Origin of the sequence: Pseudonocardia sp. Ae331_Ps2, assembly GCF_001932405.1 — a bacterium.
Lineage (GTDB): Bacteria > Actinomycetota > Actinomycetes > Mycobacteriales > Pseudonocardiaceae > Pseudonocardia.
Map to the genome: position 1 here is coordinate 2,888,221 of NZ_MCIM01000001.1, position 12,484 is coordinate 2,900,704.

The following is a 12,484-nucleotide window of genomic DNA, read 5'->3' on the forward strand; positions in this document are numbered from 1 at the left end:
GCCGCCGGACCGCGACGGCGCCGCGCCGCGGCGACAGCCACGTGACGGTGACGGGGCCCCACCTCTGTCACTCTGTCACTCGACCCGCGCTGACCTGCGGAAACGTGAGTGACAGAGGGAGTGATAGGGCCCGCGGGGGTGTCACTCTGTCACTCGGCCGCCGGAGCCGGGCCGCGGCCGAGACGCCCGCCAGCGGCGACGGCCGGGCCCCACCGGCGTGGACCCCACCGCTGTCACTGTGTCACTCCACCCCGTCTGACCTGCGTAAACCGCTGTGACAACCCGAGTGACACTCACGCCGCGCTGTCACTCCATCCGGAGGGGAACCCCATGAGCCGGTCCGCCGCCCGCCTCACCGTCGCCGACCTCTGCGCCGAACTCGCCATCTCCCGCTCCACCTTCTACGACTGGCGCGCAAAAGGCCGCGCACCCCGCTGTATCAAACTCCCCAACGGCGAAATCCGCATCCGCCGGACCGACTTCGAAACCTGGCTCAACAGCCTGGAAGAGGTAGCCGCCTGATGACCACCACCTACGACGTTCGCATCTGGAAAACCGACGTCTACAAGGGCAAGACCACCACCGCCTACACCGTCATGTGGAGGGTCGGGACGAAGCGGTGGAAGAAGCGGTTCCGGACCAGTGCACTTGCGGACAGCTATCGTGCTGAACTCCTCAGTGCGTCTCGTGGCGGCGAGGCATTCGACGTCGCGACGGGGTTGCCCGTTTCTGCAACCCGGCCAGCGCAGGCCACTAATTGGCTGGACTTCGCGTGCAGCTACATGGATATGAAGTGGCCTGGCGCCGCTGCGACGTATCGGCGTGGCATATCGGAGGCGCTGACTGCTGCGACCGTGGCCATGCTCGACGATGCGAATGGGCGCCCTGATCCGGTGGTGCTGCGGCGCGCACTGCACCGGTGGGCATTCAATACAGGGCGGCGCGATGCGCCCGACCAACCGGCGGATGTTCGGGAGGCGCTGGTGTGGGCGCGGCGCCACAGTCGTTCCGTCGCATCGCTGGCCGATCCGGGGGTGCTCCGGTCAGTGCTGAACTCGATCAGCACCCGGCTGGACGGAAAGCCCGCCGCGGCGACGGTGGCGAATCAGCGCCGTCGGGTGCTGTACAACGCCGCCGAGTATGCGGTCGAGCTGGGGCACCTGCGGGCGAATCCACTGGTGGGGTTGAAGTGGAAGGCGCCGAAGCCGTCCGGTGCCGTGGACCGTCGAACAGTGGTGAATCCGGTGCAAGCGCGAACCCTGCTCGCGGCGGTCCGGGAGACCCGGCGCAGCGGGCCGCGGCTGGTCGCGTTCTTCGCCCTCATGTACTTCGCCGCGCTGCGCCCGGAGGAGGCCGCGAACGTGCGGGCGGCCAACCTCTCGCTCCCGGCGGGCGGCGGCTGGGGTGAAATCCACCTAGACGAGGCGACGCCGCACGCTGGTGCCGAGTGGACCAACGATGGCGAGCAACGAGACCGGCGGCAGCTCAAGGGGCGCGCTCGCGGGGAGCATCGCCCTGTCCCGGCTCCTCCTGAGCTGGTGGAGCTGCTGAAACAGCATGTGGCCGCGTTCGGGTTGGGCGAGGATGGCCGGCTGTTCCCCGGGGGCCGGGTCGTCGAGCTGCCCAAGATCACCTATATCCGCGCATGGCAGGCGGCCCGAGTGATCGCCTTCACCCCGGAGGTGGCGGCCTCACCGCTCGCAGCCACGCCGTACTCGCTGCGGCACGCCTGCGTCTCGACGTGGCTCAATGCGGGTGTCCCGGCGACGCAGGTCGCCGAGTGGGCCGGGCACTCGGTCGAGGTGCTGTTGAAGGTCTACGCCAAGTGCATCGAGGGCCAGGACGCTCAGGCGCGGCGCCGTGTGATGGCCGCGCTCGGGTCTCCCGCGCCGCTGTAGGGCGCCGGGAGGATTTGGGAACGTCCTGGGAACAGATGCCCGCTCAGACCCGTCTACGGCGGGGTATGGCCGGACAGAACAAGATCAGCCCCTCACCGGGTTTCGCCTGGTGAGGGGCTGTTTTTGGTGGTGCCCCCGGCAGGATTCGAACCTGCGGCACCCGCTTTAGGAGAGCGGTGCTCTATCCCCTGAGCTACGAGGGCGCGAGTGCAGGTTACCCGGAAGCCCCGGGCTCCACCTCGCCGCCGTCATCGCCCGGGACGGCGCCGGGGTGAGAACGCCGAACCGGAGCGGAGACCCCGTTTCCTTCGGGGGGGCGCGGAATCGCGGCGGCGCCCATTCGTGATATCGGCCACTACGACATCGGAAGGCTCCTGCGAGCGTGCGGCGACAGCGATTCGCTCGCAGCTCGTGCGCCCGTTCATGGGACGCTGACCAGCGGATTCGTGCGCAGTCGACGCGCCGGGCCGCTGTCGCCGAAAAGTCGCAGATCGCGTTGTCCGGCTGATGCTCCGCGCCGGCAACTGCTCCGTGGGGGCGATGGGGAAATCGTTCTAGGGTCCCCGCAGTCGACAGGGGAGGGTCAGTGCGATCGCTGTTCCGGAACACGCGGTTCCGTCGGTTGTTCACGGCCCAGGTCGTCGCGCTGGTCGGGACCGGGCTCACGACGGTCGCGCTCGGGCTCCTCGCCTACGACCTCGCCGGCGAGCGGGCCGCTCTCGTCCTGGGATCGGCGCTGACGATCAAGATGGCGGCCTACGTCGTCGTGGGGCCGGTGGTCGGCGCGGTCGCCGACCGGGCCCCGCGGCGGATGCTGATGGTCGGTGCGGATGTCGTCCGCGCTGCGGTCGTGCTCGTCCTGCCCTGGGTGAGCGAGATCTGGCAGGTGTTCGCCCTGGTCGGGGTGCTGCAGGTCGCCTCGGCGACGTTCACGCCGGTGTTCCAGTCGGTCATCCCCGACGTCGTGCCCGACGAGCAGGACTATGCCGGAGCACTGTCGGCCGCACAGCTCGCGAGTAGCGCGGAGACGGTGCTGAGTCCGTTGCTGGCCGCGGCGGCGGTCGCGGTGACGAGCTACTCGACGTTGTTCGTCGGCACCTGCGCCGGGTTCGTCCTCTCCGCGGTCCTCGTGGCGGCGACGGTCGTCCCGCCGGTTGCGGGTCGTGCCCAGGGTGACTTCGCGACCCGGCTGCTGCTCGGGGTCCGGCTGTTCCGGGCGGTCCCGCAGCTGCGGGGGCTGCTGGCGCTGAACGTCGTCGTCGCCGCGGTCGGGGTGGTGTCGCTCGTGACGACGGTGAACGTCGTCCGCGACCTGCTCGGGGGCACCGAGGCCGACGTCGGGCTGCTGCTCGCGGTGTCCGGCGCGGGGACGGCCGCGGCGGCGCTGACCTCCCCGTGGCTCGCCCGACGGCTGCCGGTCCGGACGGTGATGCTGGCCGGCGCGGCGCTCTCCTGCCTGGCGGCCGGGGCGACCCTGCTGCTGGCGGCAACGCCGTCGTGGACGACCGCGACGCTCGCGTGGGCGCTGATCGGCTTCGGCCCGGGGTGGATCATGGTCAACACCGGTCGCCTGCTGCGCACCTCGGCGGGGCCCGGTCAGCGGCCAGCCCTGTTCAGCGCGCAGTTCTCGCTCTCGCACGCCTGCTGGTTGGTCACCTACCCGCTCACCGGCTGGCTGGCGGTCTCGGCCGGCTGGACGGTGACCTGGTCGGTTCTCGCCGCGCTCGCCGTCGTCGCGCTCGGGGTGGCGGTGACGGTCTGGCCGACGGCCGGCGCCGATCTCGTCCGGCACCGTCACGACCACGACGCCGATCGCGCCCATGTCGTCACCGCGCGCCGGTCGGTGCACGGCTGGACGCACGCGCACCGGCTCGTCGTCGACGACCAGCACCCGCACGGACCCGTCCCGGTGTGACCGTTCAGGCCGCCGGGAGCAGACCGTCGGCCACCTCCCGGGCCGCGCGGATCGGCCCCGGCCCGCGCTCGACCACCGCCGTCGCGACCGCGCCCTCCAGGAGGATCATCAGGGTCCCGGCGAGCGCGGCCGGTTCAGCCGTGCCCAGCCGCTCGACCTGGGCCTGCAGGTAGCTGCGCAGCGCGGTCTTGTGGTGCCGGACGACCTCGCGGGCCGGGTGGTCGAGCCGCGGCAGCTCCGAGGCCGCGTTGAGGAACGCGCAGCCGCGGAAGTCCTCCCGGGACTGCCAGGTCTCGTAGGCGTCGAAGACGGCGAGGATCCGGTCCCGCGGCGACGCGTGGTCGGCGGTGATCCGGTCGATGTCGGACTGCCATCGGCGGTCGCGGTCCCGCAGGTAGGCGACGACGAGCCGGTCCTTCGAGCCGAAGTTCGTGTACAGCGCCGTCTTGGTGACGCCCGCCTCCGCGGCGACGGTGTCCACCCCGACCGCGTTGATGCCGTCCCGGTAGAAGAGCCGGGACGCGGCGTCGAGCACCTTGGCCCCGGCGTCGCCACGCCGTGTGCGTGCCATGCGGCCCCCTCGGACAACCGAACGGTCTGTTCTATTCGCCGATCCTACCAGCGGCGACCGCTGCATCGGGCAGTTCGAGTTGCAAACAAACAGACAGGTCTGTTCACTAGCGGCATGACGGCGACCTGCGAACGCTCCGCGCCCACGACCGACCGGCCCTGGTGGACGATCGCGCTGCTCGGCGCGGGGGTGATCGCGCTCTGCTACGGCGTCGCTCGCTACGCCTACGGGCTGTTCGTGCCTCGCTTCACCGAGACGTTCGGCCTGACCCCGGCCGCGGTCGGCGTGCTCGGCGGGCTCTCCACGGCCGGCTACGTCCTCGGGCTGCTCGCCGCTCCGGCGCTGTCGGCGCGGTCGGCGCGCGGTGCCACGGTCGCGGCCGCCGTCTCCGCGACGGTGGGACTGCTGCTCATGGCCCTCGCCCCGGGAGTGGTGGTGTTCGCTGTCGCGATCGTGGTGGCGGGAGCTGGGGCCGGCATCGCCACCCCGGGGGTGGCGCAGCTCGTCGTCGAGACGGTCGGTGTCGCCGCGCGCACCCGGGCGCAGTCCTGGGCGAACACCGGCACCGGGGCGGGGCTCGCGCTGACCGCGTTCACGCCGCTGCTGCCGGGGGACTGGCGGGCCGTCTGGCTCGGGTTCGGCCTGGTCGCGGTCGTCGTCACCGTTGCCGCCGCATGGCTGCTGCCGCGGGGCGTTCCCGAGGCGGCGCCCACGGAGCGGGGGCGCGGCCGGGTGCTCCCGCTGCTGGTCGTCGCCGGGTTGCTGGGGGTGGTCAGCGCGCCGTACTGGACCTTCTCGACCGCGCGGCTCGACGAGGTCGGGGCCGGGCCGGTCCTCGGCACCGTCGCGTGGTGTGCGATCGGTGTGGTCGGCGTGCTCGGCGGCGCGGTGGGACGGGCGGCGCAGCGGCACGGCCTGCGGGCGGTCGGGCTCGTCGTCTGGACCCTGTTCTCGGCCGGGATCGCCCTGCTCGCCCTGCCGGAGCCGGGCCTTCTCGGCGCGGTCGTCTCGGCGGGCCTGTTCGGCGCGGGCTACATCGGGCTGACCGGGCTGTGCATCCTGTGGGCCGCCCACATCGTCCCGGGTGCTCCCGCACGTGCGGTGACCTGGGCGTGCCTCGCCCTGGGTGTCGGTCAGACGGTGGGCTCGCCGCTGGCCGGGGCCCTGGCCGGCCGGATCGGGACGGCGGGGACGCTCGCCGTCGCTGCCGCGCTGGGGCTGCTGGCCTGGGCGCAGCTGCACCCGCGGCTGGCGCCGCCGGACGCGTACCGGGCCTGAACGACGACGTCCCCCGGTGCGGACGTGCCGCACCGGGGGACGGGATCAGGCCGGGATCAGCGACGGCTCGGGGTGCGGCCGTGTGTGACGGCGTTCCAGGTGTCGATGCCCACCCAGATCTCGCGGAGCACGTTCCCGGTGCGCTGGGCGGCGTCCCGCAGGGTCTCGGGCCAGGACGGCGTCGGGGTCTCGTGGGTGGTCATCGGCTACCTCCTCGTAGTGGTCGACTCGGAAGCTGGTCTGTCCGATTCGCACCACGAGAGTAGCGAATGAGACTCCGATGTCTCAAGGGTTACGATCGTGTGTCACGCCTCATCCGCTCGGCGCAGCGGTCTCCACGACCCCGGCCAGCAGGGTCCGCTCGGTGACCCCGACGATCTCCTGCCGGGCGAGCCTGCCGTCGTGGGCGGCGAGCACCGACCGGGTCAGCAGGGCGTAGAGCGCCTCGGTCATCCACGTCGCGGACAGGGTCACGCAGAAGACCCCGCTCCGCTGGCCGCGCTGGAACAGCTCGACGAGCAGGGTGTCCATCTCGGCGTAGCGGGCCAGGACCTCGTCGCTGGACTGGATGCGCTCGGCGAGCACCCACAGGTCCACCGAGGGCAACAGGCCGACGATGACCCGGCGCACCGCCTCGATCGGGTCGCCCTCGTCGGTCCGGGCCTCCCGGATCGCGGTGATCCCGCGCTCCACGCCCATCTCGCTGAGCTCCTCGAGGAGCGCCTCCCGGCCGTCGACGAGCCGGTGCAGGGTCGCCCGGCTGATGCCGGCGCCGGTCGCGATCTCCGACATCGACGCGGCCGGGTTCTGCACGAGCACGGTCGCGGCCGCGAGGAGCACGTCGTTCCGCTCGATGGCCACGCCGGAGACGGTAGACCTCCGTGCGTCAGACCATCGCAGCCGTTCCGACCTGCGGATTCTCCCGGAAGAAGCGGACCATCGCGTCGACGTGCTCCTCGAAGGGCGGGCAGTGCACGCCCAGCGGGCCCAGCATCGCGGTTGTCGCGTCGGTGTCGTAGTGCGACGGGTGGGTCAGGTACTCCAGCGTGCTGGAGGGGACCTTGAACAGCCGTCCGACGCCGGGCACGTGGTCGATGGAGAACGCGGCGAGCCCGACCGGCATCGGCACCACGCGCAGGTGCTTGCCGAGCCGGTCGGCGAACACCTCGCACATCTCGGTCACCGTCGGCGGGGCCGGCTGGGCCAGCGCGAACGTCCGGTTCACCGCCGGACCGTGCCCGGCCAGCGCGGCGATCCCGTCGACGACGTAGTCCGAGGGCACCAGGTTGAACCGGGTCCGCGCCGCCGCCCGGGGGAGCGGGACGAACGCGGTCCGGCCCTGCCGGGCCATCAGCTGCAGCAGGTAGTACGGGCCGTCGAACTTCTGCGTCGCCCCGGTGACCGAGTCCCCGACGACGACCGACGGCCGGTAGATCGACACCGGCAGGCCGGCGTCGCGGGCCTTGACCACGACGCGCTCGGCCTCGTGCTTGGTGTGGTCGTAGTGGTTGGTGAAGGGCTGGCCGAGCTCCAGGTCGGTCTCGGAGAAGATGCCGTCGTAGCGGCCCGAGACGTAGCAGGTCGACACGTACTGCAGCCGGACCAGCTCCGACGCGGCCTCGGCGAACCGCACGACGTGCCGGGTGCCCTCGACGTTCACCGACCACGCGATGTCCGCCGGCACCGAGAGGTCGTAGACCGCGGCCAGGTGGAAGATCTCCAGCGGCCCACCGAGCAGGCGCTCCCGGTCGGCCTGCTCCAGCCCCAGCCCGTCGACGGTGATGTCCCCGACGACGAGGTCGGTGCGCCCGGCGATCTCCGGCGCCTCGCGCTCGATCCGCGCCAGGGTCGTGCGGGCCTGGCCCAGGAACTTGGCCTGCACCAGGGCGACCGCGCGCGAGTCCGGCGCGCGGCGCAGTGTCCGCGGCAGCAGGGCCGACCCGAGGAAACCGGGGAACCCGGTGAACAGCACGACACTCATCCCGGCACCGCCCTTCCGCGCGGCGTCCGTGCCGCGCCGTCGCTCCGCGGGACGGTATCCGGTACCGCCCGTACCAACCGGGTGACTGTGACCGACATCAGCCGACCGGGGCAGCCGACCGGGATATGCCCGCCGGGATCGGCCGTCCGGGATCAGTCGGCCCGGATCAGCGACGCGGCGTGGTCGGGCACGTCGCGCTGCACCTCGCGCGGCGGACGCTCGTAGCCCGTCGACGGCACCCGGTCCGGCAGGGTCAGCACCCGTCGCTCCACCGGCTCCCAGGGGATCGAGCCCAGCAGGTGGTGGATCATGTTGATCCGCGCGTTGCGCTTCTCCTCGGCCTCGACGATCCACCACGGCGCGTGGTCGGTGTCGGTGTGGATCAGCATGTCGTCGCGGGCGCGGGAGTAGTCGTCCCACCGGGTCATGGACTCGAGGTCCATCGGCGAGAGCTTCCACTGCTTGAGCGGGTTCTCCAGTCGCTCCGCGAACCGCCGCGCCTGCTCCTTTGCGCTGACCGAGAACCAGTACTTGCGCAGGTGGATGCCGTCCTCGACGAGCATGTTCTCGAACACCGGCGCCTGGCGCAGGAAGCGGCGGTACTCGGCCTCGGTGCAGAACCCCATCACCCGCTCGACGCCGGCGCGGTTGTACCAGGACCGGTCCATCAGCACGATCTCGCCCGCCGCGGGCAGCTGCTCGACGTAGCGCTGGAAGTACCACTGCCCCTTCTGCCGCTCGGTCGGAGCGGGCAGCGCGACGATCCGCGCGAACCGCGGGTTGAGGTACTGGGTGACGCGCTGGATCGCACCGCCCTTGCCGGCGGCGTCGCGCCCCTCGAAGACCACGACGACCCGTGCGCCCGAGGCCCGGACCCACTCCTGCATCTGCAGCAGCTCGCCCTGCAGGCGGAGGAGCTCGGCGTCGTAGATCTTGCGCGGCAGTTTCCTGGTCGCCATCGGGACACCCAACCAGATCGATGCACCCGTCCCTAGCGACCCGCCCGGCGCAGCGCCTCGGAGAACACCTCGGCGATGGCGGCGTAGCCACGGTCGTTGGGATGGAACCGGTCGGAGGCCAGCTTGCCGCGCCAGTGCCGGGTCCGCGGATCCCGCAGCTCGGCCAGAACGAGCCCACGGTGCCGCACGGCGTCGTCGATCAGGCCGTTGACCTGCAGTGCGGCCGCGAACGTTCCCGGTTGGTTCCCGATGACGGTGCCCGGGGGAAGCCGGTCGACCAGCGCCGCGTACCGGTGCCCGACGCCGTCCTGGTGCCGTGGCTGCATCAGGTCGTTGGACCCGACCAGGCACAGCAGCAGCTCGGGGTGCAGTCCCTCGGCGACGGGGAGCTGGGCGTCGAGGACGTCGTCGACGCGGGCGCCGTACTGGGACAGGTTCACCAGCCGCCACCCGGGCAGCCGCCCGATCAGCTGCCCGGCCCACCCGCGCTCGGGGTGCGAGGCGCCGATGCCCTGGGCCATCGAGTCGCCGAGGACGACGCAGAGCGGGCCGGTCCGGGACAGCTCGGTGCGGTTGCGTTCCTCCCAGTGCGCCGCGTACGGCTCGATCTGCTGCTGCACGCGGCGGATCCCGGGCACGAACCGGGAGACCGCGGTGATGATCCGGCCCGGCGGGCGCCCGGTCCGGTTGGAGAAGACGGGCTCACCCGTGTCGGCCACGGCCCCAGTGAAGCAGGTTCCGCGGCGACGGTGACCCCGGCGGGACCACCGTCGCGGATCTACCGTGGACGCCATGACGACCGTCGCACTGCTGGGGACCGGGATCATGGGCGCCGGGATGGGGCACAACATCCTCGCTGCCGGGCTGGACCTGCGGGTCTGGAACCGGACCGCGGCCAAGGCGCAGCCGCTCGCCGCCGCGGGCGCGGCCCTGCACACCGACCCGGCCGACGCCGTCCGCGGCGCCGACGTCGTCGTGACGATGCTGGGGAACGCCGACGACGTGACCGCCGTCCTGGAGCAGGCCGCCGACGGTCTCGCGCCGGGCCAGGTGTGGCTGCAGACCACCACCGTCGGCGTCGAGCCGTTCGACGGGCTCCGCGCGATCGCTGCGCGCCACGGCCTGACCCTGCTCGACGCGCCGGTGCTCGGCACCCGCGCGCCCGCCGAGGCCGGGCAGCTGACCGTGTTCGTCGCCGGCGACCCCGCGGCGCGCCCGGTCGTCGACCCGGTGCTCGACGCCGTCGGCCGGCAGACCGTCTGGGTGGCCGAGGACTGCGGGTCCGCGCAGGCGAGCCGGCTCAAGCTCGTCGCCAACAGCTGGGTGCTGGCGATCACCGCCGCGACCGGGGAGTCCGTCGCGCTCGCCCAGGGGCTCGGGGTGGACCCGCAGGCCTTCCTCGACGCCGTCGCCGGCGGCCCGCTGGACCTGCCCTACCTGCAGAACAAGGCGAGGGCGATCCTCGACGACGACTTCACCCCCAGCTTCACGGTGGACAACGCGGCCAAGGACGCGGGGCTGATCGTCGCCGCGGCCCAGGCCTCGGGCACCCGGCTCGACGTCGCGCCCGCGGTGCGGGACCGGCTGCTGCGGGCGTCGGAGCGCGGCCACGGCGGCGAGGACATGGCCGCCGCCTACAAGGCGTCCTGACCGCCGGGCCCTGATCACCATCCGCCGATCAGGGCCTGCTCAGGTTCCTCTCAGAGCCGTCGGCGAGACTGGCGCCCATGCGCATTCTGGTCGTCGACGACGACAAGGCGGTCCGGGACTCGCTGCGTCGTTCGCTGGCCTTCAACGGCTACCAGGTCGACCTCGCCGAGGACGGCCAGGTCGCGCTGGACAAGATGCTCACCGACCGGCCCGACGCGCTCGTCCTGGACGTGATGATGCCGCGCGTCGACGGTCTGGAGGTGTGCCGGCGGCTGCGCAGTGCCGGTGACGCGCTCCCGATCCTCGTGCTGACCGCCCGCGACGCGGTGTCCGACCGGGTCGCCGGGCTCGACGCCGGCGCCGACGACTACCTGCCCAAGCCGTTCGCGCTGGAGGAGCTGCTGGCCCGGCTGCGCGCGCTGCTGCGCCGCCGCACCCCCGACACCGACGACGACGCCGGCACCAGCCCCGCGCTCACCTTCGGCGACCTGTCGCTGGACCCCGACACCCGTGAGGTGACCCGCGGCGGACGGTCGATCAGCCTCACCCGCACCGAGTTCTCCCTGCTGGAGCTGCTGCTCGCGCACCCGCGCCGGGTGCTGACCCGCGCCCAGATCCTCGAGCAGGTGTGGGGGTACGACTTCCCGACCAGCGGCAACGCCCTGGAGGTCTACGTCGGCTACCTGCGCCGCAAGACCGAGGCCGAGGGCGAGCCGCGGCTGATCCACACGGTGCGCGGCGTCGGCTACGTCCTGCGGGACACCCCGCCGTGACCCAGCCGCTCCCGCTCGACGAGGAGCGGGCCGAGCGCTGGTGGCGCCGCGGGCCCGCGGCCGAGCCGGACCGCGAGCGGTTCACGCTGCGCGCCCGGATCGGGGTGCTGGCCGCACTCGTCGCCGCCGCGATGGTGCTGCTCGTGTCCGCCGCCGCGTTTCTCGTGGTGCGCCAGAACCTCACCAGCTCGCTGGACGAGACGCTGCGCCAGCGTGCCTACGCCGCCGCGCAGAGCGACCTGATCGACCCGCGGCTGCTCGCGGCGCTCCCGCCCGACGTGCTCGGCGCCGCCGACCTGCACATCGCGCTCGTCTACTCCTCCGGCATTGCGACCTCGGCCGACGAGTCGTCGCGGCCGCCGCTGGGGGAGCCGGAGGTCGCCGTCGCCCAGGGCGGGCCGACCCAACCGGGGCGCACCGCCGATCTGGACGGCGTGCCGTACCGGATCGTCGCCGTCCGGGCCGGGGACGGTCGTGCGCTGGTGCTGGCCCAGCGGCTCGACACGATGACCCGGGTGGTGACCCGGATGGGCACCGCGCTGCCGATCGTCGGGCTCGTCGGTGTCGTGCTGGCCGCGCTCGCCGGGGTCGCGGTCGCCCGGACCGGGCTGCGGCCGGTGCTGCGGCTCACCGCGGCGACCGAACGCGTCGCCAAGACCGGTGACCTGCGCCCGATCCCGGTCTCCGGGTCCGACGAGCTGGCCCGGCTCACCCAGTCGTTCAACACGATGCTCGGCGCGCTGGCCGCGTCGCGGGAACAGCAGCGCCGGCTCGTCGCCGACGCCGGGCACGAGCTGCGCACCCCGCTGACCTCGCTGCGCACCAACCTGGAGCTGCTCGCCTCCGCCGACCGGCCGGACACCCCCGACCTGCCGGCCCAGGACCGCACCGAGCTGCTCGACGACGTCCGCGCCCAGGTCGAGGAGCTGTCCCACCTCGTCGGGGACCTCGTCGAGCTCGCCCGCGACGACGCCCCGACCATGACGAGCGAGGCACTGGAGCTCACCGAGATCGTCGACCGCGCCCTGGACCGGGTGAAGCGACGGGCGGGGGAGGTCGAGTTCGAGGTCCACCGGACCCCGTGGATCCTCGACGGCGACGCCAGCGCGCTCGAACGTGCCGTCCTCAACCTGCTCGACAACGCCGTGAAGTGGAGCCCGCCCGGCGGCACCGTGCGGCTGTCGATGGTGCCGATCTCACCGGAGTGGCTGGTCATCGAGGTCGCCGACGAGGGCGACGGGATCGCCGCCGAGGACCTGCCGCACGTGTTCGACCGCTTCTACCGGGCCGACACCTCGCGCACCATGCCCGGCTCCGGGCTGGGGCTGTCCATCGTCGCGCAGGCGGCGGCGCGGCACGGGGGAGAGGTGCGGGCCGGGCGCGCCCCGGAGGGCGGCGCGCTGCTCTCGATGGCCCTGCCGGGCCGGTACGTGGCGGAGCCGGACAGCCCATAACCTGG

Annotated in this window: 13 protein-coding genes and 1 tRNA gene; 7 read left to right on the plus strand and 7 right to left on the minus strand. The window is 72.7% G+C overall.

Features of this window, described 5'->3' with window-relative positions; all coding sequences use genetic code 11:
- Window positions 1-330: 330 nt before the first annotated feature.
- Both Ae331Ps2_RS13880 and Ae331Ps2_RS13885 read left to right on the plus strand, forming a co-directional pair.
- A complete protein-coding gene (locus Ae331Ps2_RS13880) occupies window positions 331-522 on the plus strand; it encodes an AlpA family transcriptional regulator (protein WP_075308454.1) in 192 nt (63 codons plus the stop codon).
- Window positions 522-1,898 (plus strand): tyrosine-type recombinase/integrase, encoded by a 1,377-nt coding sequence (locus tag Ae331Ps2_RS13885; protein WP_075308452.1) that lies wholly within the window; start codon window positions 522-524, stop codon window positions 1,896-1,898. The genes Ae331Ps2_RS13880 and Ae331Ps2_RS13885 overlap by 1 nt, the downstream gene beginning before the upstream one ends.
- A gap of 127 nt (window positions 1,899-2,025) precedes the next feature.
- Here the strand turns inward: Ae331Ps2_RS13885 and Ae331Ps2_RS13890 are convergent.
- Window positions 2,026-2,101: transfer RNA gene (locus Ae331Ps2_RS13890), tRNA-Arg, on the minus strand.
- A gap of 419 nt (window positions 2,102-2,520) precedes the next feature.
- On the opposite strand from Ae331Ps2_RS13890, the gene Ae331Ps2_RS13895 reads away from it, so the two are divergent.
- Complete coding sequence (locus tag Ae331Ps2_RS13895) at window positions 2,521-3,813, plus strand: MFS transporter (protein WP_249265606.1); 1,293 nt, start codon at window positions 2,521-2,523, stop codon at window positions 3,811-3,813.
- A gap of 4 nt (window positions 3,814-3,817) precedes the next feature.
- Here the strand turns inward: Ae331Ps2_RS13895 and Ae331Ps2_RS13900 are convergent, their stop codons facing one another.
- Window positions 3,818-4,384: a TetR/AcrR family transcriptional regulator gene (locus Ae331Ps2_RS13900; protein WP_020627238.1), complete on the minus strand. Its 567-nt coding sequence runs from the start codon at window positions 4,382-4,384 to the stop codon at window positions 3,818-3,820.
- A gap of 114 nt (window positions 4,385-4,498) precedes the next feature.
- Here Ae331Ps2_RS13900 and Ae331Ps2_RS13905 point away from each other — a divergent pair, with 114 nt between their 5' ends.
- Complete coding sequence (locus Ae331Ps2_RS13905; protein WP_075308448.1) at window positions 4,499-5,662, plus strand: YbfB/YjiJ family MFS transporter; 1,164 nt, start codon at window positions 4,499-4,501, stop codon at window positions 5,660-5,662.
- 56 nt (window positions 5,663-5,718) lie between these two features.
- Here the strand turns inward: Ae331Ps2_RS13905 and Ae331Ps2_RS32030 are convergent, their stop codons facing one another.
- The 5 genes from Ae331Ps2_RS32030 to Ae331Ps2_RS13925 form a co-directional block, all read right to left on the minus strand.
- Complete coding sequence (locus Ae331Ps2_RS32030; protein ID WP_020623819.1) at window positions 5,719-5,865, minus strand: hypothetical protein; 147 nt, start codon at window positions 5,863-5,865, stop codon at window positions 5,719-5,721.
- Between the two features lie 109 nt (window positions 5,866-5,974).
- A complete protein-coding gene (locus Ae331Ps2_RS13910; protein ID WP_075308446.1) occupies window positions 5,975-6,523 on the minus strand; it encodes a TetR/AcrR family transcriptional regulator in 549 nt (182 codons plus the stop codon).
- A gap of 25 nt (window positions 6,524-6,548) precedes the next feature.
- Window positions 6,549-7,643, minus strand: coding sequence for an SDR family oxidoreductase (locus Ae331Ps2_RS13915; RefSeq protein ID WP_075308444.1), 1,095 nt, complete (start codon window positions 7,641-7,643; stop codon window positions 6,549-6,551).
- 152 nt (window positions 7,644-7,795) lie between these two features.
- On the minus strand, window positions 7,796-8,602 hold the full coding sequence (gene ppk2, locus Ae331Ps2_RS13920; RefSeq protein WP_075308442.1) for a polyphosphate kinase 2: 807 nt from the start codon (window positions 8,600-8,602) through the stop codon (window positions 7,796-7,798).
- 32 nt (window positions 8,603-8,634) lie between these two features.
- The gene (locus tag Ae331Ps2_RS13925; protein WP_075308440.1) at window positions 8,635-9,321 is read right to left on the minus strand and encodes an SGNH/GDSL hydrolase family protein; all 687 of its coding nucleotides are present in this window, start codon (window positions 9,319-9,321) and stop codon (window positions 8,635-8,637) included.
- 73 nt (window positions 9,322-9,394) lie between these two features.
- On the opposite strand from Ae331Ps2_RS13925, the gene Ae331Ps2_RS13930 reads away from it, so the two are divergent.
- The 3 genes from Ae331Ps2_RS13930 to Ae331Ps2_RS13940 all read left to right on the plus strand — a co-directional run bounded on the left by Ae331Ps2_RS13930 (window position 9,395) and on the right by Ae331Ps2_RS13940 (window position 12,479).
- A complete protein-coding gene (locus Ae331Ps2_RS13930; RefSeq protein WP_075312400.1) occupies window positions 9,395-10,252 on the plus strand; it encodes an NAD(P)-dependent oxidoreductase in 858 nt (285 codons plus the stop codon).
- A gap of 77 nt (window positions 10,253-10,329) precedes the next feature.
- A complete protein-coding gene (locus Ae331Ps2_RS13935) occupies window positions 10,330-11,025 on the plus strand; it encodes a response regulator transcription factor (protein WP_075308438.1) in 696 nt (231 codons plus the stop codon).
- Entirely contained in the window at window positions 11,022-12,479 is a 1,458-nt protein-coding gene (locus Ae331Ps2_RS13940) for a cell wall metabolism sensor histidine kinase WalK (protein ID WP_075308436.1), read from the plus strand. Before Ae331Ps2_RS13935 ends, Ae331Ps2_RS13940 begins: the two co-directional genes overlap by 4 nt.
- Window positions 12,480-12,484: the final 5 nt, after the last annotated feature.

Bases quoted from the DNA above. Each gene is read 5' to 3' on its own strand.
- Ae331Ps2_RS13880 (WP_075308454.1), top strand. From the start codon at position 331: ATGAGCCGGTCCGCCGCCCGCCTCACCGTCGCCGACCTCTGCGCCGAA.
- Ae331Ps2_RS13885 (WP_075308452.1), top strand. From the start codon at position 522: ATGACCACCACCTACGACGTTCGCATCTGGAAAACCGACGTCTACAAG.
- Ae331Ps2_RS13900 (WP_020627238.1), bottom strand. From the start codon at position 4,384: ATGGCACGCACACGGCGTGGCGACGCCGGGGCCAAGGTGCTCGACGCC.
- Ae331Ps2_RS13905 (WP_075308448.1), top strand. From the start codon at position 4,499: ATGACGGCGACCTGCGAACGCTCCGCGCCCACGACCGACCGGCCCTGG.
- Ae331Ps2_RS32030 (WP_020623819.1), bottom strand. From the start codon at position 5,865: ATGACCACCCACGAGACCCCGACGCCGTCCTGGCCCGAGACCCTGCGG.
- Ae331Ps2_RS13915 (WP_075308444.1), bottom strand. From the start codon at position 7,643: ATGAGTGTCGTGCTGTTCACCGGGTTCCCCGGTTTCCTCGGGTCGGCC.
- ppk2 (WP_075308442.1), bottom strand. From the start codon at position 8,602: ATGGCGACCAGGAAACTGCCGCGCAAGATCTACGACGCCGAGCTCCTC.
- Ae331Ps2_RS13930 (WP_075312400.1), top strand. From the start codon at position 9,395: ATGACGACCGTCGCACTGCTGGGGACCGGGATCATGGGCGCCGGGATG.
- Ae331Ps2_RS13935 (WP_075308438.1), top strand. From the start codon at position 10,330: ATGCGCATTCTGGTCGTCGACGACGACAAGGCGGTCCGGGACTCGCTG.